Annotated in this window: 21 protein-coding genes; 19 read left to right on the forward strand and 2 right to left on the reverse strand. The window is 71.5% G+C overall.

Annotated features, from left to right (window positions below):
• Nucleotides 1-10 precede the first annotated feature (10 nt).
• The 4 genes from dxr to JJJ15_RS10980 all read left to right on the forward strand — a co-directional run bounded on the left by dxr (nucleotide 11) and on the right by JJJ15_RS10980 (nucleotide 5178).
• Nucleotides 11-1330, forward strand: coding sequence for a 1-deoxy-D-xylulose-5-phosphate reductoisomerase (dxr, locus tag JJJ15_RS10965; protein ID WP_200510753.1), 1320 nt, complete (start codon nucleotides 11-13; stop codon nucleotides 1328-1330).
• On the forward strand, nucleotides 1327-2643 hold the full coding sequence (locus JJJ15_RS10970) for a site-2 protease family protein (protein ID WP_200510754.1): 1317 nt from the start codon (nucleotides 1327-1329) through the stop codon (nucleotides 2641-2643). The genes dxr and JJJ15_RS10970 overlap by 4 nt, the downstream gene beginning before the upstream one ends.
• Before the next feature lie 321 nt (nucleotides 2644-2964).
• Entirely contained in the window at nucleotides 2965-3456 is a 492-nt protein-coding gene (locus tag JJJ15_RS10975) for a nodulation protein NfeD (protein WP_200510755.1), read from the forward strand.
• Between the two features lie 279 nt (nucleotides 3457-3735).
• On the forward strand, nucleotides 3736-5178 hold the full coding sequence (locus JJJ15_RS10980) for a flotillin family protein (RefSeq protein WP_200510756.1): 1443 nt from the start codon (nucleotides 3736-3738) through the stop codon (nucleotides 5176-5178).
• A 66-nt stretch (nucleotides 5179-5244) separates the two neighbouring features.
• On the opposite strand, the gene JJJ15_RS10985 is transcribed toward JJJ15_RS10980, so the two are convergent.
• Nucleotides 5245-7212: a solute carrier family 23 protein gene (locus JJJ15_RS10985; protein WP_200510757.1), complete on the reverse strand. Its 1968-nt coding sequence runs from the start codon at nucleotides 7210-7212 to the stop codon at nucleotides 5245-5247.
• 59 nt (nucleotides 7213-7271) lie between these two features.
• Between JJJ15_RS10985 and JJJ15_RS10990 the strand changes: the two genes are divergently transcribed.
• Together JJJ15_RS10990 and JJJ15_RS10995 are read left to right on the forward strand one after the other, a co-directional pair.
• Nucleotides 7272-7607 carry a hypothetical protein gene (locus tag JJJ15_RS10990; protein ID WP_200510758.1) on the forward strand — a complete coding sequence of 112 codons (336 nt, stop codon included), beginning with the start codon at nucleotides 7272-7274 and terminating at the stop codon, nucleotides 7605-7607.
• Nucleotides 7608-7680: 73 nt separating this feature from the next.
• Entirely contained in the window at nucleotides 7681-9045 is a 1365-nt protein-coding gene (locus JJJ15_RS10995) for an alpha/beta hydrolase fold domain-containing protein (RefSeq protein ID WP_246742045.1), read from the forward strand.
• Here JJJ15_RS10995 and JJJ15_RS11000 read toward each other — a convergent pair.
• Nucleotides 8968-9702, reverse strand: coding sequence for an FCD domain-containing protein (locus JJJ15_RS11000; RefSeq protein WP_200510759.1), 735 nt, complete (start codon nucleotides 9700-9702; stop codon nucleotides 8968-8970). The two genes, JJJ15_RS10995 and JJJ15_RS11000, sit on opposite strands and share 78 nt — an antisense overlap.
• Nucleotides 9703-9885: 183 nt before the next feature.
• Here JJJ15_RS11000 and JJJ15_RS11005 point away from each other — a divergent pair, with 183 nt between their 5' ends.
• The 13 genes from JJJ15_RS11005 to JJJ15_RS11065 all read left to right on the forward strand — a co-directional run bounded on the left by JJJ15_RS11005 (nucleotide 9886) and on the right by JJJ15_RS11065 (nucleotide 25720).
• Complete coding sequence (locus JJJ15_RS11005) at nucleotides 9886-11496, forward strand: ABC transporter substrate-binding protein (RefSeq protein WP_200510760.1); 1611 nt, start codon at nucleotides 9886-9888, stop codon at nucleotides 11494-11496.
• A gap of 186 nt (nucleotides 11497-11682) precedes the next feature.
• Nucleotides 11683-12648: an ABC transporter permease gene (locus tag JJJ15_RS11010; RefSeq protein ID WP_200510761.1), complete on the forward strand. Its 966-nt coding sequence runs from the start codon at nucleotides 11683-11685 to the stop codon at nucleotides 12646-12648.
• Nucleotides 12648-14798, forward strand: coding sequence for a dipeptide/oligopeptide/nickel ABC transporter permease/ATP-binding protein (locus tag JJJ15_RS11015; RefSeq protein WP_200510762.1), 2151 nt, complete (start codon nucleotides 12648-12650; stop codon nucleotides 14796-14798). Before JJJ15_RS11010 ends, JJJ15_RS11015 begins: the two co-directional genes overlap by 1 nt.
• Complete coding sequence (locus JJJ15_RS11020) at nucleotides 14798-15616, forward strand: ATP-binding cassette domain-containing protein (RefSeq protein ID WP_106108693.1); 819 nt, start codon at nucleotides 14798-14800, stop codon at nucleotides 15614-15616. The genes JJJ15_RS11015 and JJJ15_RS11020 overlap by 1 nt, the downstream gene beginning before the upstream one ends.
• A gap of 423 nt (nucleotides 15617-16039) precedes the next feature.
• Nucleotides 16040-16960, forward strand: a complete 921-nt coding sequence (locus JJJ15_RS11025; protein WP_200510763.1) for a dihydrodipicolinate synthase family protein — start codon at nucleotides 16040-16042, stop codon at nucleotides 16958-16960.
• Between the two features lie 141 nt (nucleotides 16961-17101).
• Nucleotides 17102-18103: an ROK family protein gene (locus tag JJJ15_RS11030; RefSeq protein WP_200510764.1), complete on the forward strand. Its 1002-nt coding sequence runs from the start codon at nucleotides 17102-17104 to the stop codon at nucleotides 18101-18103.
• 40 nt (nucleotides 18104-18143) lie between these two features.
• A complete protein-coding gene (locus JJJ15_RS11035; protein WP_200510765.1) occupies nucleotides 18144-18833 on the forward strand; it encodes an N-acetylmannosamine-6-phosphate 2-epimerase in 690 nt (229 codons plus the stop codon).
• A gap of 412 nt (nucleotides 18834-19245) precedes the next feature.
• Complete coding sequence (locus tag JJJ15_RS11040) at nucleotides 19246-19527, forward strand: HU family DNA-binding protein (protein WP_200510766.1); 282 nt, start codon at nucleotides 19246-19248, stop codon at nucleotides 19525-19527.
• Between the two features lie 304 nt (nucleotides 19528-19831).
• Entirely contained in the window at nucleotides 19832-20695 is an 864-nt protein-coding gene (locus JJJ15_RS11045) for an ABC transporter ATP-binding protein (RefSeq protein ID WP_200510767.1), read from the forward strand.
• The gene (locus JJJ15_RS11050; protein ID WP_200510768.1) at nucleotides 20671-22410 is read left to right on the forward strand and encodes a transporter; all 1740 of its coding nucleotides are present in this window, start codon (nucleotides 20671-20673) and stop codon (nucleotides 22408-22410) included. Before JJJ15_RS11045 ends, JJJ15_RS11050 begins: the two co-directional genes overlap by 25 nt.
• 200 nt (nucleotides 22411-22610) lie before the next feature.
• Nucleotides 22611-23351, forward strand: coding sequence for a glucosamine-6-phosphate deaminase (gene nagB / locus JJJ15_RS11055; RefSeq protein ID WP_200510769.1), 741 nt, complete (start codon nucleotides 22611-22613; stop codon nucleotides 23349-23351).
• A gap of 216 nt (nucleotides 23352-23567) precedes the next feature.
• On the forward strand, nucleotides 23568-23918 hold the full coding sequence (locus JJJ15_RS11060; protein ID WP_246742284.1) for a DUF3039 domain-containing protein: 351 nt from the start codon (nucleotides 23568-23570) through the stop codon (nucleotides 23916-23918).
• Nucleotides 23915-25720: a DEAD/DEAH box helicase gene (locus JJJ15_RS11065; protein WP_200510770.1), complete on the forward strand. Its 1806-nt coding sequence runs from the start codon at nucleotides 23915-23917 to the stop codon at nucleotides 25718-25720. The genes JJJ15_RS11060 and JJJ15_RS11065 overlap by 4 nt, the downstream gene beginning before the upstream one ends.
• The last annotated feature ends 21 nt before the right edge of the window (nucleotides 25721-25741 follow it).

The raw sequence follows: 25741 nt of genomic DNA on the forward strand, positions 1-25741 counted from the left end.
AGGGGCTGTCATGAGTAGTCGCACCAGGGAGGGCGCGGAGGTGGGGACGCGCCGTCTGGTCCTCCTGGGCTCTACCGGCTCGATCGGTACCCAGGCCCTGGAGGTGGTCGAGCGCCTGGCGGCTGACGGCCTCGCTCCCCAGGTGGCAGGCCTGGCGGCTGGCGGAGGACGCCTTCCTCTCCTGGCGGAGCAGGCGGTTCGTCTCGGGGTTCCTGCCCTCGCCGTCGCCTCGCAGGCCGACGACGTAGCGGAGCGTCTCCGCCACGAGCTCGCCCACGCGGCGCTACGGCTAGGACGACCGGATCCGGTTCGCACTGTCCTGACCGGACCGCAGGCTGCCGCCGAGCTCGTCGAGGCCACCGGGGTGGGGCAGGAAGGGGACACGGTCCTCAACGGGGTCACCGGCTCCGTGGGCCTGGGACCGACCCTGGCGGCCCTGCGCAGCGGGGCCCGCCTGGCCCTGGCCAACAAGGAGTCCCTGGTGGTGGGCGGGGCCCTGGTCAGGGCGGCACTGGCTCGCCCCGGGCAGGTGGTCCCGGTGGACTCCGAGCACTCGGCGATCGCCCAGGCCCTGGCCAGCGGCCGCCACGAGAAGGGACTTACCAGCCCCACCGTCACCGGTCGTTCCGAGGTACGGCGCCTGGTCCTGACCGCCTCAGGGGGCCCTTTCCGCGGGCGCGGCCGAGCCGACCTGGCGGGGGTCACCGCCGCCCAGGCGCTGAGCCACCCCACCTGGGCCATGGGCCCGGTCGTCACCGTCAACTCCTCCACCCTGGTCAACAAGGGCCTGGAGCTCATTGAGGCCCACCTGCTCTTTGACGTCCCTGCCGACGACATCGTCGTGGTGGTCCACCCCCAGTCCGTCGTCCACTCCATGGTGGAGTTCACCGACGGCGCCACCATCGCCCAGGCATCCCCGCCGGACATGCGCCTACCGATCGCCCTGGGGCTGACCTGGCCCGAGCGTCCCGACCTGGGTGGCCTGGTCACCCCCAACAGCTGGGCGGCTCCTCTCTCTTGGGACTTTGAGCCCCTGGACGAGGAGACCTTCCCGGCCGTGTCCCTGGCCCGGCAGGCCGTGCGCGCCTCCGCCACCCACCCCGCCGTCCTCAACGCGGCCAACGAGCAGGCCGTGGCGGCCTTCCTGGCGGGGCGTCTGGAGTGGCTGGATATCGTGGAGGTGGACGCCTCCGTCGTCAATGAGCACGAGGGGCTGACCGACCCGGATCTTGAGGACGTCCTGTCCGTGGAGCGGTGGGCCCGTCAGCGCGCCGAGGAGATTATCGCCCGCCGTAGCAGCACCCCCGTCAGACAGGAGATGACCACGTGAACCTCGCCTACGTCCTCGGGATCGTTGTCCTCATTATCGGGATCGGCCTGTCCGTGGCCCTCCATGAGCTGGGGCACATGATCCCGGCCAAGTGCTTCGGGGTCAAGGTCCCCGAGTACTTCATCGGCTTCGGGCCCAGGCTGTGGTCCTTCCGCCGCGGTGAGACGGAGTACGGCATCAAGGCCATCTGGCTGGGTGGGTACGTCAAGCTCGTGGGCATGCTGCCTCCGGAGAACCCGGCCCGTCCTGACAGGCGTCGCAAGGACGGCAGCCCGGGCATGGTGGCCGAGTCGCGTGCCGAGGCCCTGGAGGAGATCACCCCCGGTGAGGAGGACCGGGCCTTCTACCGTCTGAGCGTGCCCCGCAAGCTCACGGTCATGGCGGGGGGCATCCTGACCAACCTCGTCCTGGGGATCCTCCTGCTGGCCGTGTCCCTGGGCGTCGTGGGCCAGATGGGCTACACCACCACGGTCTCCACGGTGGCGCAGTGCCTGCCCGCCAACGTGGAGACCACGGACCAGTGCCTGGCGAGTGACCCCACCAGCCCCGCCCTGGCGGCCGGGATACAGGTCGGGGACACGATCCGGTCGTGGAACGGTACCCCGGTACGTACCTGGAAGGACGTCCAGGCCCAGATCGCGGCCTCCGGTACCGCCCCGACCACCGTGGTGGTCGAGCGTGACGGCAAGGAGGTCCCCCTCCAGGTCACCGCCACTCAGGTGGAGCGGACCGTCTACGACGCCTCCGGACGGGCGGTGACCAACGCTGACGGGGCCCCTGTGACCCGGCTACGGCCCTACGTAGGGATCTCGCCGACCGCCGGGAGGGTGCGGGTGGCACCCTCCGAGCTGCCGGGGGTCCTGGCCGGGGCCGTCACCAGCACCGTCAAGGCCATTGTCACCCTCCCTTCAGGGCTCTACCACGCGGTATCCGCCGGGCTGGGGCACGAGCAGCGCAGCACCAACGGCGTGGTCGGCGTGGTGGGCATGGGCCGGATCGCGGGGGAGGTCTCCAGCGCGGGTCCCGCCACCGTGCCCCTGTCGGTGCGTATCTCCTCCATGCTCGGCCTGCTGGGCTCGCTCAACCTGGCCCTCTTCGCCTTCAACCTCATCCCCCTCCTGCCGCTTGACGGCGGGCACGTGGCGGGGGCCCTGTGGGAGGGGGCCCGCCGGCGCTGGGCGCTGGCCCACGGGCGCCCTGACCCCGGGCCGGTGGACACCGCCCGGCTCCTGCCCATTGGCCAGGTGGTCTTCGGGCTCCTCATTGTCATGGCGGTGGTCCTCGTCTGGGTGGATATTGTCGCGCCCGTCTAGACTCCGCGACGCACTCCCTGGCCCCACGGCGGCCGGGATGGTCTCGCTGCGGTCCGGGTGACGAGGGTGTCGCGCGCCCTGGTCCCGCCCTCCCGCCTGGTCCCGAGGCAGGGGCCCGGGGCATCAAGATCAACGCCCAGGGGTGGCGCCCTCCCGCCTGGTCCCGGGGCAGGGAGCAGGCGGCAGGGCGGGAGGTGGTGCGTTGGCCCCGGGCGCCTGCACGCTGCTGGTCTGGGAGGTACTGGTGCCGCGGGCCTGTGCCAGCGGTCACCATGGCACTATGATTATGGGCACCACACCGGTCCCGTCCCAGAGGTTCGCATGACGCTCGTGTTCATCTGTCTTCTCGCGACAGGCCTAGGCCTCCTGGTGCTCACCAGCATCCTGGACGACTTCCTGAGCTTCCTCTTCGACGGGGTCACCCCGGCCCTGGCCACAGGACTGGGTGCCACCGGAGCCATTGGCCTGATCGGGGTCTCCCTGACCGGTCTGACTGACTCCGTCCTCATGGCCGTTGCCGCCTCGGTGGGGCTGGCCAGCGCCGTCGGGACCGTCTGGGGGTGGCACCGTCTGCGGCGGGTGGCCACCGCCGTACGCGCCCTGCCCCAGACCGAGGAGCTCATTGGGGCCGACGCCCGTGTCCTGTGGTGGCGCGGCACCACAGGCAAGGTCCTGGTCGTCTCCCCCCGCGGGGACCAGTACCAGCTCACTGCCACCGGTGAGACGGACCTGAGGTCCGGCGCCATGGTCACGGTGACCGCCACGGCCCAGGACGGCGTCGTCGTGACCAATCTGAGGGCCCTGCCCTCCTAGGGGCCTCTCTTGTACCTCGTGGTCGGGAACCTGATCGTGTCAGAGGGCCCTGTCCTCCTCGGGGCCTCTTCCTTTCCGAGCGGCTCCGCTCCTCGGCCTCTTTCAAGTGCCACAGACCCTGGCCCCTGTTGCGGTGTCCCGCGACGCACGCGGTACGACCTTATGACGTCAGTGTCCCGGCCACGGGGGCGGAGCGGTCTCCCGCGACACACACTGCGGCCCCTACCCTTATTGCTCGTCGGTTGCTAGAATACGACTCTCATCACACAAGGAGCACACATGGAGTCTATTGGAACACTCTTTTTCGGCGGGCTTGGTATTGTCCTCCTCGTCCTCCTCCTGTCGTGGTTCGTCGCCTCACGCTTCGTGGTCATCCAGTCCAACGAGGTGGGACTGGTCTCCGGTAGCGCCAAGACAGGGGACGTGACCATTATCCTGCCTGGTGGTCGGGACTTCGTCTGGCCGATCTTCCAGCGTATCCAGTTCCTGCCCATGACCCAGCAGACCGTGGCGCTGTCGGTCACCGGTGAGGACGCCAATAAGATCAATGTCTCGGTAGGGGCCGTCGCCGCTATCAAGGTCGGGGACAACGAGGCCGCGATCCGGGCGGCCGCCCAGCGCTTCCTGGGCGTGGCCCAGGCCGACGCCGCCATCGCCCGGGCCGCCACCGAGGCCCTGGAGGGGACGCTGCGCTCCATCGTCGGCAATATGACGGTCTCCGACCTCATCTCCGACCGGGCTCTTCTTCAGCAGCAGGTCCTGGAGGGCGCCGAGTCGGCCCTCGCGGTCATGGGCCTGGTCATTGACACCTTGCAGGTCAACCGCATTGAGGACGACCGGGGCTACATCGCCGCCCTGGGCCAGCCTGAGCAGGAGCGTGTCCTGCAGGAGGCGCGGGTGGCCAAGGCCCGTAACGACCGTATTGCCAACGAGGCCGAGGCCACCAGCAAGAAGGCTATCGCGGAGGCCAACCGTGACCTGGAGGTGGCCAAGGCCGCCCTGAAGAAGGAGATGGACACCGCCGCCGCCGAGGCCCAGGCCGCCGCGCCCCTGGCCAAGGCCCGCAAGGACCGTGAGATCGCCGAGGAGAAGCGCGCCACCGCCCAGGCCGAGGCCGAGCTGCGTGAGCGTGAGCTGGACACTGAGGTCCGCAAGCCTGCTGACGCCGCCCGCTACCAGCGTGAGCAGGCCGCGGCGGCGACCAGAACCGAGCAGGTCGCTGCCGCCCAGGCCGCGGCCGAGCGAGTGCGTCTGGAGGCCCAGGCCGCGGCCGAACGGGTGCGCCTGGAGGCCCAGGCCGGGTCTGAGCGGGTGCGCCTGGACGCCGCCGCCCGCGCCGAGGCCACGGCCCTGACCGCCCGCGCCGAGGCCGATGCCGTGGAGGCCCGAGGTAAGGCCGAGGCGGCTGCGACCGCCGCCAAGGGTGCCGCCGAGGCCGGGGCCACCAAGGCGATGGCCGAGGCCATGGAGCTCTACGGTGAGGCCGCCAAGGCCAAGCAGGCCCTGGACATCCTGCCCGACGTGGTGCGCGCCTACGCGGAGCCCATGAGCGCTATTGACGGCCTGACCGTGGTCTCCACTGATGGTGCGGGCAAGGTCACCCAGATGGGTGCCTCGGTCCTGCCCCAGGTGGACGCCCTGGTCAAGACCTTCCTGGGGAAGTCCGTCTCCGAGCTGGTCACCGGTCAGGCCCAGGACGAGGCCGGTAGCGACGGCGCCTGATCCGCTCGACGGCGGGGCCGGGTGGCACAGTGCCACCCGGCCCCGCCGGCTGCAGGCGCCGTGCCGTCAGCCGAGCTGCTCCAGGCTCCGCACCCAGGCGGAGCGGACAGGGTTGGCGTCGGCCATGAGGACGTCGAAGCGCTCGTCGGCGATGTCAATGACCTCGCCCAGGGCCACCCTGGCCTCGCGGGCGGGTGAGGACTCCACCCTGGCCCAGCCCCGCGCCATGAGCGTCTCGCGGTTGGCCACCCGTGAGACGCACATGACCAGCGGGCGGGAGAACCTCTCGTGGTAGGCGGACCCCAGGGCGCGCAGCTCGGCCGCCTGGGCGTCGTCGAGCTCCCCCAGGGCCAGGGAGGCGGTGTCCATATGCGCCTGCTGGTCGCCCCCGGGGGCGACATCCTGGCTCAGGAGGAGGTCCACAATGTCGGTGTAGCCGGCCATGAGGGCCTCCTGCTCGGTGGGGGAGGCGGTCAGGACCACGTCCTCGAAGGCCTGGCGCAGCTCGGCCACGGAGGTGAAGGGACGCTGCCCGGCCACGCGCTCAGCTGGCCAGGTGGCGCCCACGTACATGCTGCCGAAGGCCTCCACGAAGGTGGCCTGGTCCATGGCGTTGACCTCCTCCAGGCTCACCGCCCGGCCCTTGACCACGGCCACGTCCGGTCCCGCCTGGCGACCGACGTGGAAGAAGATCAGGTTGAGCACAATGGCGGTGATGGAGCCGATGGTCACCCCCGAGCCGAACAGGATGGCCAGCCAGTCGGGGACCATGGTGGCCATGTCCGGCTTGAAGGTCACCAGCAGGGCCAGGCCGATGGAGGTGGACACGATCGTGGCGTTGCGGTTGTCGTGCAGGTCGACCTTGGCCAGGGTCTGGAGGCCCACGACGGCGACGTTGGCGAACATCACCAGGCTCGCCCCGCCAATGACCGGTGTGGGGATGGCGGCGACGACGGCACCGGCCTTGGGCAGCACTCCCAGGACGATCATAATGGCGCCCGCGGCGGTGACCACCCAGCGGGACTTGACCTGCGTGAGGCGCACCAGGCCCACGTTCTGCGCGAAGCAGGTGTAGGGGAAGGAGTTCAGCACCCCGCCGAGCACGGTGGACAGCCCGTCGGCACGCAGGGCGGCGGCAATGTGCCGTGAGGTAATGCGCCTGCCCACGATCTCGCCGGTGGCGAACACGTCCCCGGTGGTCTCCACAGCCGTGACTGCCATCACAATGAGCATGGAGACAATGCCGGTCAGGGGGAAGGCCGGCGCGCCGAAGAAGAAGGGTGTGGTCACGCTCACGGAGTCGGCCTGGGACACCTGGGAGAAGTCGGTGTCTCCCAGCGCCCAGGCCACGGTGGTGGCGGCGACCAGGCCGACGAGGACCGAGATGGTCCCCATGAACCCCTTGAAGACCCTCTGGACGAGGACGATCGTGGCAATGGTGCCCAGGGCGTACAGGAGGCCCTTAATGGTCAACCAGGCGACGTCGGACTCGCTGGAGCCCTGGGGGGCGTAGGTGCCCCAGTTGACAATGTCCCCGGCGGAGACGCTCAGCAGCGTGGTGCCCATGACGGTCAGGAGGGTGCCGGTGACCACCGGGGGGAAGAAGCGCAGCAGCCTGGCGAAGAAGGGCGCCGCGAGGAAAGTCGCCAGGCCGGCGACAATAATCGAGCCGTACATGGCGGCCAGGCCCTCGGTCCCACCCGCTCCTGGGGAGGCCGCCAGGCCGATGGCGATGAGCGGGGAAACGGCGGTGAAGGTGACGCCCTGGATGAGGGGCAGCCGCACCCCGATCCTGGGGCCGAGCCCGGCGGACTGGATGATGGTGGCAATGCCGCAGGTGAACAGGTCGGCGTTAATGAGGTGGATCGTGGTGGCGTCGTCCAGGCCCAGCCCCTGGGAGATGACCAGGGGGACGATCACGGCCCCGGCGTAGAAGGCCAGGACGTGCTGGACGGACAGGACCGCAAGACGCTTGACCGACGGGACGGCGTCGACCGGATCCTTGACGGCGGGGGCCGCGGTGGGACGAGACATAGGGCTTCCTTGTGGAGGAGCAGGAGGTTGACCACCGCATTCTCACCCTTGCGTGTGCTGTGGGTGAAGTCGTCGGCGCCGGGTGGGTGCGGACGGGCGCCGTGCGGGCCCTGCCGCAGGTCGGCGACCAGCTCGCGGTAGCCCTCTCCGCCCGTGGGCACCGTGCGGGCCCTGCCGCGGGGGCGGGGCCTGGGATTGAGGAGGCCTACTGCGAGCTGGCGGCCCGGCGGATCCTGTCGGGGCGGGGCCTGGGCCGCGAGGCGGTCCGCCGTCGACACGGGCCCGGCTACGTGGACGGGGATCCGGGGGTGCGGCTCGAGCCCTCCTCGGGTGCCGAGCCCCCGGCTACGTGGACGGGATCCGGTAAGGCCCCGTCGTGGGGACGGGGCCCCTAAGGACGGCGACGCCGGGGCCTGGCGCGGGCCCGCGGTGGGGGAGGGGGAGCCAGGGGTGTGCCATAGTTCCCCTGTGTCTGGTACCCCGGTACGTCCTACCCGCGACGACCTGCCCCGTCCTCCCTACGACAGCGCGACCGCCGCGGTCCTGGCCGCGCTCGAGCCGCTGGGCTTCTGGCGCGAGATGACCGTGGACAACCTCCCGACCTGGCGCTCCCCCGTGGAGGACTCCCGGGCCGCCTTCCGCAGCGCCCACCCCGGGACCGACCTGACCGAGGACCACCTGACCTCCTTTGACGGCGTCGAGATCCCGGTAGCCGTCCTGTGCGACGGGGCGCGGGAGGCCGACGACGGGGCCCAGGGGGAGGGCCCGGCTACCGGCCGCCGCGGTGACCCCGGGCACGGTGGCGACTCCAGGCACGGTGACCCCGGGCGCCGTGACGGCCTGCCGGCCCACAGGCCCGGTGACGGCCCACTGGCCCAGGATCCCGGTGGTGACGAGCCCGGTGACGGCCTGCCGGCCCAGGGGCCCGGTGACGGCCTGCCGGCCCAGGAGCCCGGCCCGCTCTTTGTCTCCCTCCACGGGGGTGGGCTGGTCATGGGCAGCCGCTACAGCGGCCTGCGCACGGTGGTGCCCTGGATGCGCCGCTACGGGGGCGTCGTCGTCAGCCCGGAGTACCGCCTGGCCCCCGAGTCCCCGTCCCCGACCGCGGTGGAGGACTGCTACGCCACCGTGTGCTGGGCCGTGGACAACGCCGCCGCCCTGGGAGCCGACCCTGGGCGGGTCGTCCTGGTGGGGGCCAGCGCGGGCGGGGGGCTGGCACTGGGGGTCCTCCTCATGGCGCGCGACCGCCACGGGCCCCAGGTCCTGGGGGCCCTGGCTGACTACCCCATGCTGGACGACCGCACCGGCCAGGAGGACGGGTCGGTCTCCGGGCTCCAGTACCTGCACCAGGGCACCTGGCCCTCGGCCTACAACAACGTCGCCTGGGAGGCGGCCCTGGGCCAGCGGCGGGGGACCGGGGCCGTCAGTCCCTACGAGGCCCCGGCCCGGGCCACCTGGCTCGGCGACCTGCCGCCGGTCTTCCTGTCCGTGGCCTCGGCCGAGCCCTTCCGCGACGAGGTGGTGGCCCTGGCCAGCGCCCTGTGGCGTGACGGCGGGGTGGCTGAGCTCCACGTCTTCCCCGGTGGTACCCACGCCATGGAGGAGGTCAGTACCACCTGGCTCGCCCGGGGCCTGGGGGCGGCCCGTGACGCCTGGGTCGAGCGGCTCCTGGTCCCCGAGGATCCGGGGACCAACCTCCTGGCGGTGGCCCGGGCGGGGACCTACCCGGCCCTCAGCGAGCAGGTGCTGGCAGGGTCACCCCTCGCCCAGGGCCCGCTGGAGGGGCTCGAAGTGCTCCACCACGGCGCTGCGGTAGGCCTTGACGTCCCCTGACCGGGCGGCGTCGAGCATGGCCCGGTGGGCCCTGGCGGTGGTAATGATGTCAGCGGGGTGGGGGGCGTCCAGGAGGGGGATCGTCAGGGTGTGGACTGTCCAGAAGGCGTCCGAGAGGTGGCGGAACAGGTGGTTCTCCAAGGGGCTCAGGAGCTGGTTGTGGAAGGCCCGGTCCTGCTCGACGAAGGTGTGCCCGGCGGCGGCACGGTCCTCCATCTGGGTCACCAGGGACTCCAGGGCCTGGTCCTGGCGCCCCTTCCAGGCCTGCGTCACCCTCTCGGCGATGGCCAGGTCCAGGGTGAGGCGGACCTCGACGATGTCGCGCAGGCCCCGGTAGTCGTCACCGGGGTGCAGCAGCCCCCGGAAGACCAGGGACTCCACCATGGGGCGCATGGAGACGTCGCCGACGAACATGCCGTACCCGTGACGGACCTCGACAATGTCCAGGGCCACCAGGGTGCGCACCGCCTCGCGCACCGAGGAGCGTGACACGCCCAGGTCGGTGCACAGCTGGGACTCCGTGGGCAGGAAGTCCCCCGGCTGCAGGTGCGAGGTCAGGATGTAGTCCTTGATCGCCTGGATGGCGGTGTCCGCCTGGGTGGTGGGTGCATGCGTGAGCACGGTGTAGGCGCCGCCCGGTGTCTTCGTAGGGATCATGGTGATCGTAACTCCGTTGTTATACCGCGGTTTAAGGATGCGTCGGGTGTCGACGCGCCAAGCTCGTGTGATCTGAACCACTATCTGCTCAGGAGTATATGACAGGTGGTCAGACGTCCTCGGGCCTGCTACAGTCATCCTACCAACGTCAGACATAAGACGTCCGACTTCAGGAGAACTTCAATGACGATCTCACCTGCTTCCGCCTCCCGCCGTGACTTCCTCAAGGTATCGGGGGCCCTGGGCCTGGCGGCCGGGCTCGCCGCGACGCTGGCCGCCTGCGGTGGCAGCCAGAAGCCCACCGGCACCGGCACCGGGGCGGATCCCTCCAAGATCAACAAGGACGGCACCATCACCGCCGGTATCTCGTATGAGCTGGGCACCACCGGCTACGACCCCATGATCACCTCCGCGGCCCTGACCATCGCGGCCAACTGGCACACCCTGGAGGGGCTGACCGAGCTCCACCCCGCCACCCGCGAGGTCTACGCGGCCCTGGGCGCCGAGCTGCCCAAGAAGGTGGACGACACCACCTACGAGGTCACCCTGCGCGACGGCGCCAAGTTCTCCGACGGCACCGCGGTGACCACCGACGACGTCGTCTTCTCCTTCGAGCGCGTGCTCGAGCCCACCAACAAGTCCACCTACCTCCAGTTCCTGCAGTTCGTGGCCAAGGTCGAGGCCAAGGACGCCACCACGGTCACCATTAAGCTCAACTACCCCTTCTCGCTGGTGGCCGAGCGCCTCAGCGTGGTCAAGATCGTCCCCAAGGCCGTCGTCGAGGCCGACGCCAAGGCCTTCGACCTCATGCCCACCGGCTCGGGCCCCTACAAGATGACGGACAACAGCGCCGCCTCCCAGAACATCGTCTTCGAGCGCAACGACCACTACAACGGTCCCCACCCGGCCCTGGCCAAGACCATGACCTGGAAGATCATGCCCGACGACACCACCCGCACCAACGCCATGACCTCGAGCAAGGTGCAGGCCATTGACGCCGTGCCCGCGGCCAACCTCAAGCAGATGAAGGCCCCGGTGACCGTGGCCGCCCAGCAGGGCTTCAGCCTCCTGTTCGCCATGTTCAACCACTCCACCTTCTCCGACCCCAAGGCCCGTCAGGCGGTGATGTACGCCCTGGACTACGTCAAGATCTGCGAGACCGGCATGTCCGGGCTGGCCACCCCCGCCACCTGCTTCGTCCAGGACGGACACCCCGCCTTCAAGCAGGCCAAGACGGTCTACAGCTACGACGCGGCCAGGGCCAAGTCCCTCCTGTCCGAGGCCGGGGTGACGAGCCTCAGCCTGCTGTGCACCAACCACGGCTGGTTCTCCTCGGCCCGCCCGATCATCAAGGAGAACCTGGAGGCCCTGGGGGTGAGCGTCGCCTACGACGAGAGGAAGTCCGCGGACGCCTACCAGCTCATTGACGGCAGCCAGGGGCCCTGGGACGTCCTCATCGCCCCGGGTGACCCCTCGGTGTTCGGCAACGACGCGGACCTGCTCATGCGCTGGTGGTACGGCACCGACCTGTGGACCGAGACCCGTATGCACTGGAAGGGCTCGGAGTCCTACACGGCCATCCAGGCCCTGCTGGACGAGGCGGTCAGGCTCGAGGGTGAGGCGCAGGTCGCCAAGTGGCAGGAGATCTTCGACAAGCTCTCCGAGGACGTGCCGCTCTACCCGATCTTCCACCGCAAGACCCCCACGGCCTACGACTCCCAGACCTTGTCCGGCTTCAAGCCGATCGCGCTGACCGGCCTGTCCTTCGTGGACGTGGGATCGACCACGGCCTGACCCGGGCCCTGGCCGGGAGGCCTGGAGCCAGCGGGGGCGCGTCGCACATGTGACGCGCCCCCGACTTGTATTCGGACGTCAGACGTCAGACAATAGGAGGGTGAGTACGCCCGACCGTCACCGGCCGGGCACCTACCGGCCGGCCACCCCTGAGGTGGCGGGGCACCGAAGCAAAGGAGCATTCCTGTGTCCAACCTCATTCGCCTGATCGGACGGCGCCTGCTCGCGCTGCCGGTCATGGTGCTGGGTGTGACGCTTCTCGTGTTCGTCGTCATGTCGTTCTCATCGGCTGACCCCGCGCGCCTGGCGCTGGGGGAGGCAGCCTCTGCGGACGCCCTGGAGCAGTACCGAGTCGCCCACCACCTCAACGACCCACTCCTGCAGCGGTACTGGGACTACCTCACGGGGCTGGTCCACGGTGACCTCGGCTCCTCCTTCACCGGGGTCAGGATCTCCGACCTGGTCTCCTCGGCCTTCCCCATCACCCTCCAGCTGACCTTTATCGGCATCTTCATCGCCGTCGTCCTGGCCACCGTCCTGGGCATCGTCGCCGCCCTCTACCGCGACCGGTGGCCTGACCAGGTCATCCGCGTCATCTCCATCGCCTGCCTGGCCACCCCCTCCTTCTGGCTGGCCCTGCTGCTCATCCAGTGGTTCTCCGACGTCCCCGGCGGCACCGGGACCTTCCCCGCCCTGGTCTCCGACTGGGTCTCCTTCAGCGACGACCCGGGCACCTACGTCCGCCAGATCTTCCTGCCGGCCCTGGCCGTGGCCGTGCCCAACGCCGGGTCCCTGACCCGCGTGGTGCGCACCGCCATGGTCGAGGAGCTGGACCGCGACTACGTGCGCACCGCCATCGGCGGGGGCATCCCCAAGCACGTGGTGGTGGCCCGTAACGTGCTGCGCAACGCGCTCATCACCCCGCTGACCGTGCTGGGCCTGCGTATCGGCTACGCCATGGGCGGCGCCGTCGTCATCGAGATCATCTTCAACATCAATGGCATGGGCCAGCTCATCTTCGACGGTATCACCCGCAACGACGTCAATATCGTCCAGGGCGTGTCCATCACCGTGGCGCTGGCCTTCATCCTCGTCAACATTGTCGTCGACATGCTCTACGTCCTCGTCAACCCACGAATCAGGAGCATCTGATGCTGCACCGTCGCACGCTGGAGAGGGCCTCCGCCCCCGGGCAGCGCTTCCAGGGCTGGAAGGCGCTCCCGACCGGCTCCAAGATCGCCGTCGTCGTCCTGGGCCTCATCGCCCTCGTCGCCCTCCTCGCACCCCTGGTCGCGCCCTACTCCCCCAAGGCCACGGGGCTGGCCGCGGGACAGAACACCACCTATATCGAGGGCATCGGTGAGGTCACCTCCTCCGACCCGGTCGTGGCCCCCTCCCTGTCCTACCTCTTCGGCACCGACGCCACCGGGCGGGACATCTTCTCCCGCGCCGTCTACGGCGGCCGGGTCTCCCTGGTCGTAGGGCTGTCGGCCACCGGCCTGGCCCTGGCCGTGGCCGCCGTCCTGGGGGCCGTGGCCGCCACGGCCCGCAAGTGGATCTCCGAGACCCTCATGCGCGTGCTCGACGTCGTCATGTCCTTCCCCGGGATCGCCCTGGCGGCCGTCCTGGTGTCGGCCATGTCCACGCGCCTGCCGATCCTGCCGGTGATCATTATCTCCATCGCGATCCTCTACGTGCCCCAGCTCACCCGCGTGGTGCGGGCCAATATCATCTCCCAGTTCGGTGAGGACTACGTGTCCGCCTCCAAGGTGATGGGTGCCTCCGTCCCGTGGATCCTGGCCAAGCACGTGGCCCGCAACTGCATCGCACCGATTATGGTGTTCGCCACCGTGCTCGTGGCCGACGCCATCGTCTTCGAGGCCTCGCTGTCCTTTATCGGTACCGGTATCCAGTCCGCCAACACCCCCACCTGGGGCAATATGCTCTCCGAGGGCAAGGCCCTGCTGCTGTCCGGGCACTGGTGGCCCACCTTCTTCCCCGGGCTGCTCATCCTCATCACCACCCTGTGCCTCAATATCCTCTCCGAGGGGCTGACCGACGCCATGGCCTCCCCGCGCATCAAGGTCAAGGTCGACGTCCAGGCCGACGAGGAGGCCATGGAGACCCAGGAGGCCTGGGACGACGCCGCCGACGCCGTGGCCTCCCACGTCAGGACGGCCCAGGGCGAGGTGGTCCGGGACAGGCAGGACGTCAGCTCCCTGACCGGGGTGGGCGTCCCCGCCGTGGAGGACGTCCCCCTGGCTGAGCGCCTGGCCTCCCTGCGGGTGGCCGAGCTGGCCCGCCGTGACCGCCTCGTCTACCGGGACAGCGGCAAGGACCCGGTCCTGGAGGTCAAGGACCTGTCCATCGCCTTCCCCGCCCAGCACGGGGACGTCGATATTGTGGACCGCGTCTCCTTCTCGGTGCGTCCCGGGGAGACCATGGGACTGGTGGGGGAGTCCGGCTGCGGGAAGTCCATCACCTCCATGGCGGTCATGGGGCTGCTGCCCCCCACCGCCCGTATGCGTGGCCAGATCCTCTTCAAGGGCCGCAACCTCCTGGAGATGAGCCCCGAGGAGCACAACGCCCTGCGCGGCCACGAGATGAGCATGATCTACCAGGACGCCCTGAGCTCCCTGAACCCCTCCATGCTCATCCGCTCCCAGATGAAGCAGCTCACCTCCCGCGGCGGGACCCGCAGCGCCGAGGAGCTCCTGGAGCTGGTGGGGCTGGACCCGGTGCGCACCCTGAGGAGCTACCCGCACGAGCTCTCCGGCGGGCAGCGCCAGCGCGTGCTCATTGCCATGGCCCTGACCCGTGACCCCAGCCTGGTCATTGCCGACGAGCCCACCACCGCCCTGGACGTGACCGTCCAGAAGCAGGTCGTGGACCTCCTCAACGAGCTGCGTGAGAAGCTCGGGTTCGCCATGGTGTTCGTCTCCCACGACCTGGCCCTGGTGGCCAAGCTGGCCCACCGCATCACCGTCATGTACGCCGGCCAGGTGGTGGAGCAGGCCCCCACCAGCGAGCTGCTGACCAACCCCGTCCACGAGTACACCCGGGGGCTGCTGGGCGCCGTGCTCTCCATCGAGTCCGGCTCCAACCGGCTCCACCAGGTGCGCGGCACCGTCCCCAGCCCCTCGGAGTTCGTCGACGGCGACCGCTTCGCCCCCCGTTCGGACCACCCCACCGTCGGGCTCCACACCCGTCCGAGCCTCAAGCCGGTGGCCGGCGCGGAGAACCACTACTACGCCGTCACGCCTGAGCTTGAGGCGGTCCTCGCCAAGGAGGAGGCCCACTGATGCCGGAGAAGAACAGCACCTGGACCCCGCAGGATCCCGTTATCGAGCTGCGTGGTGCCCACGTCGTCCACAAGTCACGCACCGGCAGCCTCCTGCGGCCCGACAAGGTCCACGCGGTCAACGACGTCTCCCTGACCGTGCGCCGCGGCGAGACCCTCGGCCTGGTGGGGGAGTCGGGGTGCGGGAAGTCCACCACCGCCCGCCTCATGGTGGGGCTCCAGGCGCCTACCGCGGGCGAGGTCTACTTCAAGGGCAGGAGGTTGGGGCACCGGGCGTCCGACCGCAGGGCCCTGGGGCGCTCGGTCTCCATGGTCTTCCAGGACCCGGCCACGGCGCTCAACCCCCGCATGGTCGTGCACGACACGCTCATTGACCCGCTCAACGTCCACGGCGTCGGCAGCCCCAGGGAGCGCGAGGCCAAGGTCCGTGACCTGCTCCACCTGGTAGGCCTGCCGCCCAGCGCCCTGGACGTGCTGCCCCGGCAGATCTCCGGCGGGCAGCGCCAGCGCGTGGCCATTGCCCGCGCCCTGGCCCTGGACCCGGATATTATCGTGGCCGACGAGCCCACGAGCGCCCTGGACGTCTCCGTGCGCGCCCAGGTGCTCAACCTCCTGCAGGACCTCAAGGCGAGCCTGGGCCTGGGCCTGGTGTTCATCAGCCACGACATCAACACCGTGCGCTACGTCTCCGACCGGATCGCCGTCATGTACTTCGGCAGGATCCTGGAGCTGAGCACCACCGAGGAGATCTTCGCCAACCCCCAGGAGGAGTACACCCGCACCCTGCTGGGTGCCGTGCCCTCCCTCCTGGACCGCTGAGACGACGGCGGACCTGGCGGTACCGAGTGGGCCCTGGGCACGGGGCCCGCTCGGTACCGCCAGGGGCCTGCGCTTACCAGGGCGGGTACGCGTACGCAGCGGAGCCGCGGCCGGTACCGCCAGGGCCCGCGGCTGCCGGCACCGGGCCCCGGTGCCCGACCGCGTCCCACGGCCTCGTGCCACCCCGCAGATCCCGCAGACAGTGCACGGCGCACCCGAGCTCGCCCCGGCGCCTTCGGCCCGGGCCCCCGCCACGACCCGCCGGATGTCGTGGACGGGGTGGAGGTCGCGGACGGGGCGCGGTCCGCGGTCACCGCGATGCGACCCGCCGTCCGCTGCTGGTGCCCCGGCACGGCATGTCTGGCATAATCAGATATCCGACGTCAGACGTCGGAAACACACTCGACGAGGAGAACTACTTCTATGGACACCCGCTTCACCGGCGTCATCCCCCCGGTCGTCACCCCCTTCACCGTCCAGGGTGAGATCGACCTCGAGAGCCTGGACAGGCTTATTGACGTCCTTATCGAGGGAGGTGTCACCGGCCTGTTCTCCATGGGCTCCACCAGTGAGGTGGCCTACCTCACCGACGCCCAGCGTGATGTCGTCGTGGGACGCACCGTCGAGCGCGTCGCCGGGCGCGTGCCCGTCCTGGTGGGGGCTATCGACACCACCGCCGGCCGGGTCGTGGAGCAGGCCAGGCGTGCCGCCGCCCTCGGCGCCGACGCCATCGTGTCCACCTGCCCCTTCTACGCCCTGAACTCCGAGGCCGAGTATGCCGCCCACTTCCGGGCCGTGGCCGCGAGCGTGGACCTCCCCCTGTTCGCCTACGACGTCCCCGTGCGCCTGGGCGGCAAGAAGCTCTCCCGCGACCTCCTGGTGGGCCTGGGAAGCGAGGGCGTCCTGGCCGGCGTCAAGGACTCCTCCGGTGACGACGTCGCCTTCCGCCGCCTGGTCATGGCCAACGAGGACGCCGGCCACCCCCTGGCGCTCCTGACCGGCCACGAGCTCGTCGTGGACGGCATGCTCCTGCTCGGGGCCGACGGCGTCGTGCCCGGGTACGGCAACGTCGAGCCCCGCCCCTACCGTGACCTGTGGGACGCCGCCGTCGCGGGGGACTGGGCCCGGGCCCGCCGGATCCAGGACGAGATCGCCCGGAACTTCGAGTGCGTCTTCGCCGTCACGGGCCGCTCCGGGGACGCCACCGGGGTCGGGGCCTTCAAGACCGCCATGGCGGCCCTGGGCACCATTGCCACCGCCACCATGGCCTTCCCCGTCGAGCCCCTGGAGCCCGCCAACGCCCAGGCCGTCCTGGCCGTCCTGAGGAAGAACGGGCTCCTGTAGGGCCCCTGCGTACGGCCCGGGTCGGGCTGTCCGCGCAGGTGGCGACCACGTAGCGGGGCGGTGCGCGCATCGCCGCCCCGCTACGCTGGGACCTGGAGCCAGACGCCCCACCCGGACACGGAATCGAGAGGACCGAAGGTCATGAGTACCACCGACGCCGCCCCGCCCCTCTCCACGCCCCTGGTCGTGGGGGTGGACCTGGGCGGGACCAAGATGGCGGCCGCCCTGGTCACCGCGGACGGCGCGCTGGCCGGCCCCCTGGCCTCCGTGCCCACCCCCGCCCGCAGCGGCCCGGAGGCGGTGCTCGACGCCATTGCCTCGGTGGTCGACACCGTCGTGTCGGCCGGCACCCACCAGGCCCCCGGCGCGCCGGTGGCCGTCAGCGCCGTGGGCGTGGGCAGCGCGGGCGTGGTCAACGTCTCCACCGGCACGATCGTCTCGGCCACCGACGCCATCACCGGCTGGACCGGCACGTCGGTCGCCACCGGGGTCCGCTCCCGCCTTGTCGCCCAGGGCTACGGGGACATGCCCGTCCACGTCGAGAACGACGTCGACGCCTACGCCGGGGGAGAGGCCTGGCTAGGTGCCGGACGCGACGCCGGCTCGGTCCTGGTCGTCGCCGTGGGGACCGGGGTCGGCGGGTCCGTGGTCATTAACGGCACCACCGTGCGCGGCGCCCACTACGTCGCCGGGGAGATCGGGCACGTCCCCGCCCCGGGGGCTGAGAACGAGATGTGCACCTGCGGGCGCCGTGGCCACCTGGAGGCCATTGCCGCAGGCCCCCAGATCCACCGCCGCTACCTGGCCGCGGGCGGGGACCCGGAGGTGGCCAACGCCTTCGAGGTCGAGCAGCGGGCCGACGCCGGGGACCCCATCGCCTCCCTGGTCTACCGTGACTCCGCCATCGCCCTGGGCAAGGTCCTGGCCGGGGTGGTCGCCGTCCTGGACCCCGAGCGCGTGGTCCTCTCCGGGGGCCTGGCCCGCGCCGGGGAGCTGTGGTGGGCGCCCCTGCGCGAGACCTTCCGCGCCGAGCTCATCGACCCCCTGGCGGACGTACCCCTCGTACGCGCCGAGCTGGGTACCAACGCCCCCATTATCGGCGCCGCCCGCGGCGCCCTCAGGCTCCTGGGCGCCACCGCCTGAGAGCGCCCGCCGGGACCCCCCCACTGCCAAAGGAAGACACATGACCAGCCTCCACCCCGTCCTCGCCGCCCTCAAGGGGGGCCTGATCGCCTCCGCCCAGGCCTACCCCGGTGAGCCCATGCGCGACCCCCGTACCATGGACGAGGTCGCCCAGGCGTGCGTGGCCGGGGGCGCCGTCGGCATCCGCGCCCAGGGCCTGGCGGACCTGGCCCTCATTAACCAGCACGTGGACGTCCCCGTCATCGGCCTGTGGAAGGACGGCCACGACGGCGTCTTCATCACCCCGACCCTGTCCCACGCCATTGCCGTGGCCGCTACCGGCAGCCAGATCGTGGCCCTGGACGCCACCCGGCGTCCCCGCCCCGACGGCCTGACCCTCGCGCAGACCGTCGTCGGCCTCAAGGACGTCTTCCCCGAGATCCTGGTCATGGCGGACTGCGGGTCCCTGGAGGACGCCCGGGCCGCCCAGGACGCGGGTGCCGACGTCATCGGCACCACCCTGGCCGGGTACACCGGGGAGCGGCCCCGCACCGAGGGTCCCGACATTGAGCTCATTGACCAGGTCGCCGCCATCGCCCAGGTCCCCCTCATTGTGGAGGGACGGGTGCACACCCCCGCCCAGGCCGCCCAGGCCATGGACCACGGTGCCTTCGCCGTGGTGGTCGGGACCGCCATCACCCACCCGACGACGATCACCTCCTGGTTCGTGGAGGCGGTCACCCGACGCTAGGACGTCGGGCACACAGACCTTGTGAGGCCGCCGGGTACGGCGGACCTTCTCAAGGGTGGGGAACACCGGTGGGGCGTGTCTGTCTGGACGCGCCCCACCGGCGTCCCGTCCCGGGGCCGTCCGGGCTCCACGTAGCGCGTTCCCGGGGCCGGGTAGGGGGGCGCTGCGCCCCGTAGCGTGGGCGACCTGTGCAGGCCAGGTGGGGTCGGGGCGGGCGCCGGGGCGGCGGGGTACCCGCCGGGACGTGTGACTGGCGCTACGCTACGGTCCCTCCGGGGCGCCACCCGGGCCGTGATCCGCGTCCGCCACGCCGGGATAGGGGCGTCATACCTGGCAAAATGGACTTTCTGCGCATAACGTGACACCAGCGGCGCCGCCATCGAGGCGCCGACCGACTACCGAGAGGCAACACATGTCCGTCAACCGCACTGAGCTCATTGCCGCCATCGCTGAGAAGGCTGGTCTGACCAAGACCGACGCCGACACCTTCCTCGGCGCCTTCCAGGACGTCCTGGTGGAGAACGTCGCCAAGGGTGAGGCCGTCAAGATCACCGGTCTCATGGGGGTCGAGCGCGTCGAGCGCGCCGCCCGCACCGGTCGCAACCCGCGCACGGGCGAGGAGATCCAGATCCCGGCCGGCTACGGCGTCAAGCTCACTGCCGGCTCCGCCCTCAAGAAGGCCGTCCAGGCCTGAGCCCTACCCGCGTCCCCGACGCGGTCCAGCAGCGCGTCACCCAGCGGTGGCGCGCTGCTCTCGTCTACCTCCTCCCGCGCCAGCGGCCCTGGCCCCGTCCTGGCCGTGGTGCCCGACGGCGGCCGGGGCGGTGGGGCGGCCGGGCGGTCCTGACGCCACCCCGGACCGCGTCGGCCACCACCCCGGTTACCGGGCCGATGGCCGCCTGCCCGTGGGCGCCCCCTCCCCGGCACCGCGGAGAGGGCGCAGCCGCCTCGTCCTCGAGGAGGAGGCCAGCACCCGGCGTCCGCCCTACCGTAAGGGCATGACAGACGTCACGGTGAAGCCGTCCCCCGACGGCGTCCCTAGCCGCTCCTCCCCTCCTGCACCGGGTGCCACTGCGCCCTACGCGCACGGTGCGCCCCCAGCTACCAGCGCCGTCACCCTCCAGGGCCTGTACAAGGCCTACGGACAGACCCTGGCGGTGAACAACCTCTGGCTGGAGATCCCCGCGGGCAGCCTCTACGCCATGGTGGGCCCCAACGGCGCCGGCAAGACCACCACCCTGTCCATGGCCACCGGCCTGCTCACCCCCGACTCCGGGCGCGCCCTCGTCCACGGGGTGGACGTGTGGGCCGAACCCGTCCGCGCCAAGGCCCTCATCGGGGTCCTGCCCGACGGCCTGCGCACCTTCGACCGGCTCAACGGCCTGGAGCTGGTCACCTACTCCGGGCTCCTGCGCGGCACGGACCGGGACACGGTGGTACGTCGCGCCACCGAGCTCCTCCACGTGCTGGAGCTGTGGGAGGCCGGGACCACCATGGTGGCCGACTACTCCGCGGGCATGCGCAAGAAGGTCCACCTGGCCTGCGCCCTGGTCCACTCACCCAGCGTCCTGGTCCTGGACGAGCCCTTCGAGGCCGTGGACCCGGTCTCCGCCCAGACCATCCAGGCGATCCTGACCGACTTCGTGCGCGCAGGCGGCACCGTGGTCATCTCCAGCCACGTCATGGCCACCGTGGAGCGCCTGTGCGACCACGTGGCCGTCATTAACGCCGGACGGGTCGTGGCGGCGGGGACCGTCGCCGAGGTGGCCGACGGCATGGACCTGGACCAGCGCTTCGCCCAGCTCGTGGGCGCCCGGGTACGGACGGAGGGGCTGTCATGGCTGCGACCCTCGTCCGACTGAGGTGGCGTCTGACCCTCAACGCCGTGCGGAGCAGCGTCTGGGCCGTTATCGGCCTCCTGGCGGGCGGGGCGTACGCTATCGGCGCAGTCAGTGTCCTGACCGGTGGGGCCGTCCTCCTGGGGGCCGCCGGTGACGTCACCAGCGTCTCCCTGGTCCTGGGGGCCCTCGGTGCCCTCCTCGTCGCGGGGTGGACCCTTGTCCCGCTGCTCCTGACCGGCCAGGACGGGACCCTGGACCCCCGCGCCCTGGCGGCCTGGGTCGCCCCCTCCCGCACCCTGGCCCGGGGCCTGCTCGTGGCGGCCGCCTGCGGGCTGCCGGGCCTGGCCACCGGCGTCGTCTGCCTCCTGCCGCTGCTGGTGTGGGCCCTGTCCGGGCAGTGGGCGGCGGTCGCCTCCGCCCTGGTCATGGCCCCGGTGGCCCTGGCCACCTGCGTGATCCTCTCGCGCGTGGTCGTCACCGCCGCCGGACTGTCCACCACCCGCAGGGGCCGGGACAGGGTCGCCCTGGTGGCAGTGGCGGCGGTGCTCCTGGGCTCACTGGTCCCGAGCCTGCTCAACGGCCTGGCCCTGGGCGAGGGGCTGGAGGCGCTGCGCCCCGTGGCCCGCGCGGTGGGGCTGACCCCCCTGGGGTGGACCTTTGCCGTGCCGGGCCTGGTGGCCACCGGTCAGTGGGCCCTGGCCGCGGCCTGCGCCCTGGGGGCGGTGGCGCTCCCGGTGCTGCTCATGGCCCTGTGGTACCGGGTCGTCCGCCGCGTCATGGTGACCCCCGTCAGCGGCTCCGGCCCCTCCCACGGCTACGTGGTGGTCACCGGGAAGCCGGACAGGTCCTCGTCGGCAGCCGGTCCCGCCGGTGACGCAGCCGGCACCGACGCCGTCAGCCTGGTGGACGTCCTGCCCTGGGCCCGGCGCCTGGGTCGTCTCATGCCCGTCCCCGCCGCCGCCGTGGCCGCACGCTGCCTGCGCTACTGGCGCACCGACCCGCGCTACCTCGCCCAGCTCCTGGGCCTGTGCCTGGTCCCCGCGCTGCTCGTGGTCGTGGCGGTCATGGGCCCCGCGGCGGGCACCAGCGTGGTGGAGCACCTGGCCTGGGGCGGCGCCCCGGCCGGGCTCCTGGCCCTGCCCGTCGTGCTCGGTCTCCTGACAGGATGGAGCCTCCACGACGACCTCGGCTACGACTCCACCGCCCGGTGGAGCCACCTCAGCGCCGCCCTGTGCGGGCGTGACGACCTGCTGGGCCGTATCGTGGCCGCCGCCCTGTGGCAGATCCCCGTCATCGTGGTGTCCACGCTCCTGGTCGCGGGGTGGACAGGGCACTGGCGCTGGGTGCCCGTGGTCCTGGGGACGGCCCTGGCCCTCCTGGGCTGCGCCTACGGCTGGTCCGCGGTCACGAGCGTCCTCATGCCCTACGAGGTCAACGCCCCGGGGGACAGTCCCCTGCGCTCGCGGACCAGCGGCACGGCGCTGCTGGCCTCCCTGGTCCAGATGGCGGGGTGGGTGGTCCTGGCCGCCGTCACCGCCCCGGTCTGGGGGGCCGGGATCCTCGTCGTCCTGGCCGGCTCCTGGGCCTGGGGTACGGCGGTGGCCCTGCTGGGCCTGGGGTGGGGGCTGGCCGGCACCTGCCTGGGCGTCCACCGTGCGGGCGTACTGCTGGAGCGGCGCGGGGCCCGGCTACTGGCCACCATCCGTTCCTGGCCCGGGCACGACCAGCCCGGCTGAGGGCCCAGGGACCGGCCTGACGTCGCCCTCGGCGGCGCGACCAGCCTGGCAGGGGCCCGGGACCAGTCCGCCAGGACCCACCGGCAGGGCGTCAATAACGTCCTGGCTGACTCAGTGGCATACGATTCAATCAGAAGCACGCACTGAGGTGTGCTTCGCGCGCCCAGCGCCCCGTACGTCCACATAGTGAAGGAAGCACCGTGGAGCTCATTGTCCTGGACACCGCGGAGGCCATTGCCTCCCGCGCCGCCGACGCCATTGAGGCCCTCCTGGCCTCCAAGCCCAACGCCATCCTGGGGACCGCCACCGGTTCCAGCCCGCTGCCCCTCTACGACGAGCTCACCCGCCGCTACGAGGCCGGGCGCATCTCCTTCGCCCAGGTCGAGGGCTTTATGCTCGACGAGTACGTGGGCCTGCCCGAGGGGCACCCCGAGCGCTACGCCACCTTCATGGAGCGCAACCTGCGCTCCCGCGTGGACATGCGCCCCGGCTCCCTGCACGGCCCCGACGCCCTGAGCGAGGACCTCCAGGCCGCCTGCGACGCCTACGAGGCCGCCATGGCCGCCGCCGGCTACTGCGACCTGCAGATCCTGGGCATCGGCGCCGACGGCCACATCGGCTTCAACGAGCCCGGCGGCCCCCTGGACTCCACCACGCACATCGATGAGCTCACCGAGCAGACCCGCCGTGACAACGCCCGCTTCTTCGACGGCGACATCGACGCCGTCCCCACCCGCTGCATCACCCAGGGGCTGGGCACGATCATGAAGGCGCGCAAGCTCGTGCTCATCGCCACCGGTGAGAACAAGGCCGAGGCCGTCGCCCACCTGGTCGAGGGGGAGATCGACCCCCGCTGGCCCGCCACCGTCATGCAGAACCACGCCGACGCCCTGGTCCTGGTGGACCCGGCGGCAGCCAGCCTGCTCAGGCAGCGGCACTGAGCCGCCGGTCCCGCTGCCGCCAGACCGGCGCCCGTCCGCCAGACCTGTCCGCCAGACCCGTCCTGCGGACCGGAGGCGGCCAGGCGCCGGTCTGGCGCGGGGAGAAGGACTCGTGCGTGATGTGGCCCACCGGAGAGCCTGCCCACAGCAGGCAGTCCTGAGGCGACGCCGACGACGCCCTAGACTAGACTTATCAATATGGCAGGCCAGCGTGTGATCCCGGACCCGACGAGCAGCGTCGACCCCGGTGCGCCCGGCGGCCCCGGGGACGAGCCCTCCCAGGGCGTCGGGACGGCCGTCCTGGAGCGCGAGGAGCTCCAGTCCACCGATGACGGCGACGCCGACCGCTTTGCCCACTACGTGCGTAAGGACAAGATCGCCGCGGCGGCGGCCACCGGACGCCCCGTCGTCGCCCTGTGCGGCAAGGTGTGGACGCCCGGGCGGGACCCGTCGCAGTACCCGGTGTGCCCCACCTGCAAGCAGATCTACGAGCAGATGCGCTCCGGGGACGAGGGCGGGCCGTCCCGCCGCTTCCCGCGCTTCCCCTTCGGCCGAGGCGGCCAGTGAGCCCGCGGCGCAGCCAGGCCGCCCACCCCAACCAGCCCTCGATCTTCGCCGCGGAGAACCTCTCCCCGGCGTACCCGCAGCGTGCAGCCTGGGGCACCTCACGTCCGCTGCGCGCCTGGCAGGCCGCGGCCCTGGAGAGGTACCTGGCCGCCATGCCGCAGGACTTCCTGGCGGTCGCCACCCCCGGGGCGGGCAAGACCACCTTCGCCCTGCGCGTGGCCGTGGAGCTGCTGCGCCCCGGTGAGGTCCACCAGGTCACCATCGTCTGCCCCACCGAGCACCTGAAGTTCCAGTGGGCGGAGGCCGCCGCCAAGGTCGGTATCCGCATCGACCCCTCCTACACCAACTCCCAGGCCACGCTCGCCTCCCACTTCGACGGCGTCGCCCTGACCTACGCCCAGGTCGCCGCCAACCCCAACCGGCACCGGGCCCGCACGGCGGCCACCCGCACCCTGGTCATCCTCGACGAGATCCACCACGGCGGGGACGCCCTGAGCTGGGGGGACGCCATCCGTGAGGCCTTTACCCCGGCACGTCGGCGCCTGGCCCTGACCGGGACCCCCTTCAGGAGCGACACGGCGCCGATCCCGTTCGTGCGCTACACCGAGGACTCCGCCGGCGTCAGGCGCTCGCGGGCCGACTACGCCTACGACTACTCCGACGCCCTGCGCGACGGGGTGGTGCGCCCCGTGATGTTCCTGTCCTACACCGGCCAGATGCGGTGGCGCACCAGGGCCGGGGACGAGGTCGCCGCCCGCCTGGGCGAGCCCCTGACCAAGGACATGGAGGCCCAGGCCTGGCGCACCGCCCTGGACCCCGCGGGGGAGTGGATCCCCGCGGTCCTGGCCGCCGCCGACCAGCGCCTGACCGAGGTACGCCGTCAGGTGCCTGACGCCGGGGGGCTGGTCATCGCCGCCGACCGGGAACGGGCCCGGGCCTACGCGCGGGCGCTGCGCTCCATCACCGGCCAGGCGCCCACCGTGGTGCTCTCCGACGACACCGGGGCCTCCAGCCGGATCGAGTCCTTCGCCGCCTCCAGGGACCGCTGGATGGTGGCGGTACGCATGGTCTCCGAGGGGGTGGACGTGCCCCGCCTGGTGGTGGGCGTCTACGCCACCTCCGCCTCCACGCCCCTGTTCTTCGCCCAGGCGGTGGGGCGCTTCGTGCGCTCACGTGCCCGGGGGGAGACCGCCAGCGTCTTCCTGCCCTCCGTCACCCCGCTGCTGGCCCTGGCCGGTGAGATGGAGGTGGCCCGTGACCACGTCCTGAACGCCCCCGGGAAGGACGACGCCTCCCTGCCCTCCCCCGAGGAGCGGCTGCTCGCCGAGGCCAACCGGACCGAGCAGGCCAGCTCCGACCTCCTGCCCGGGTTCGAGGCCATGGGCAGCCAGGCCGAGTTCGACCGGGTCCTGTTCGACGGCGGCGAGTTCGGCACCGGGGCCGTGGTGGGCAGCGTGGAGGAGCAGGAGTACCTGGGCCTGCCGGGGCTCCTGGAGCCCGAGCAGGTCACCGCCCTGCTGCGCCAGCGCCAGGACAGGCAGATCGCCTCCCAGAGGAAGCAGGCCTCCGCGGCCAGGCGGCAGGAGGGCTCCGGGGCGGACGACGCCCGACGCCGGGCCGCGGCCCGCAGGGAGCTCTCCGGCCTCGTGGCCGCCTGGGCCCGTCGCTCCGGCCAGCCCCACGGTGTGGTCCACAACGAGCTGCGCCGCGTGTGCGGCGGCCCGGAGGTAGCCGCCGCCTCCACCGAGGAGATCGAGAAGCGGGTGGAGACCCTGCGCCGCTGGTTCGTGGGCAGACGCTGAGACACGCCCCGCCCCGCGGGG

This window comes from Actinomyces sp. HMT897 (assembly GCF_016626125.1).
Taxonomy (GTDB): Bacteria; Actinomycetota; Actinomycetes; order Actinomycetales; family Actinomycetaceae; genus Actinomyces.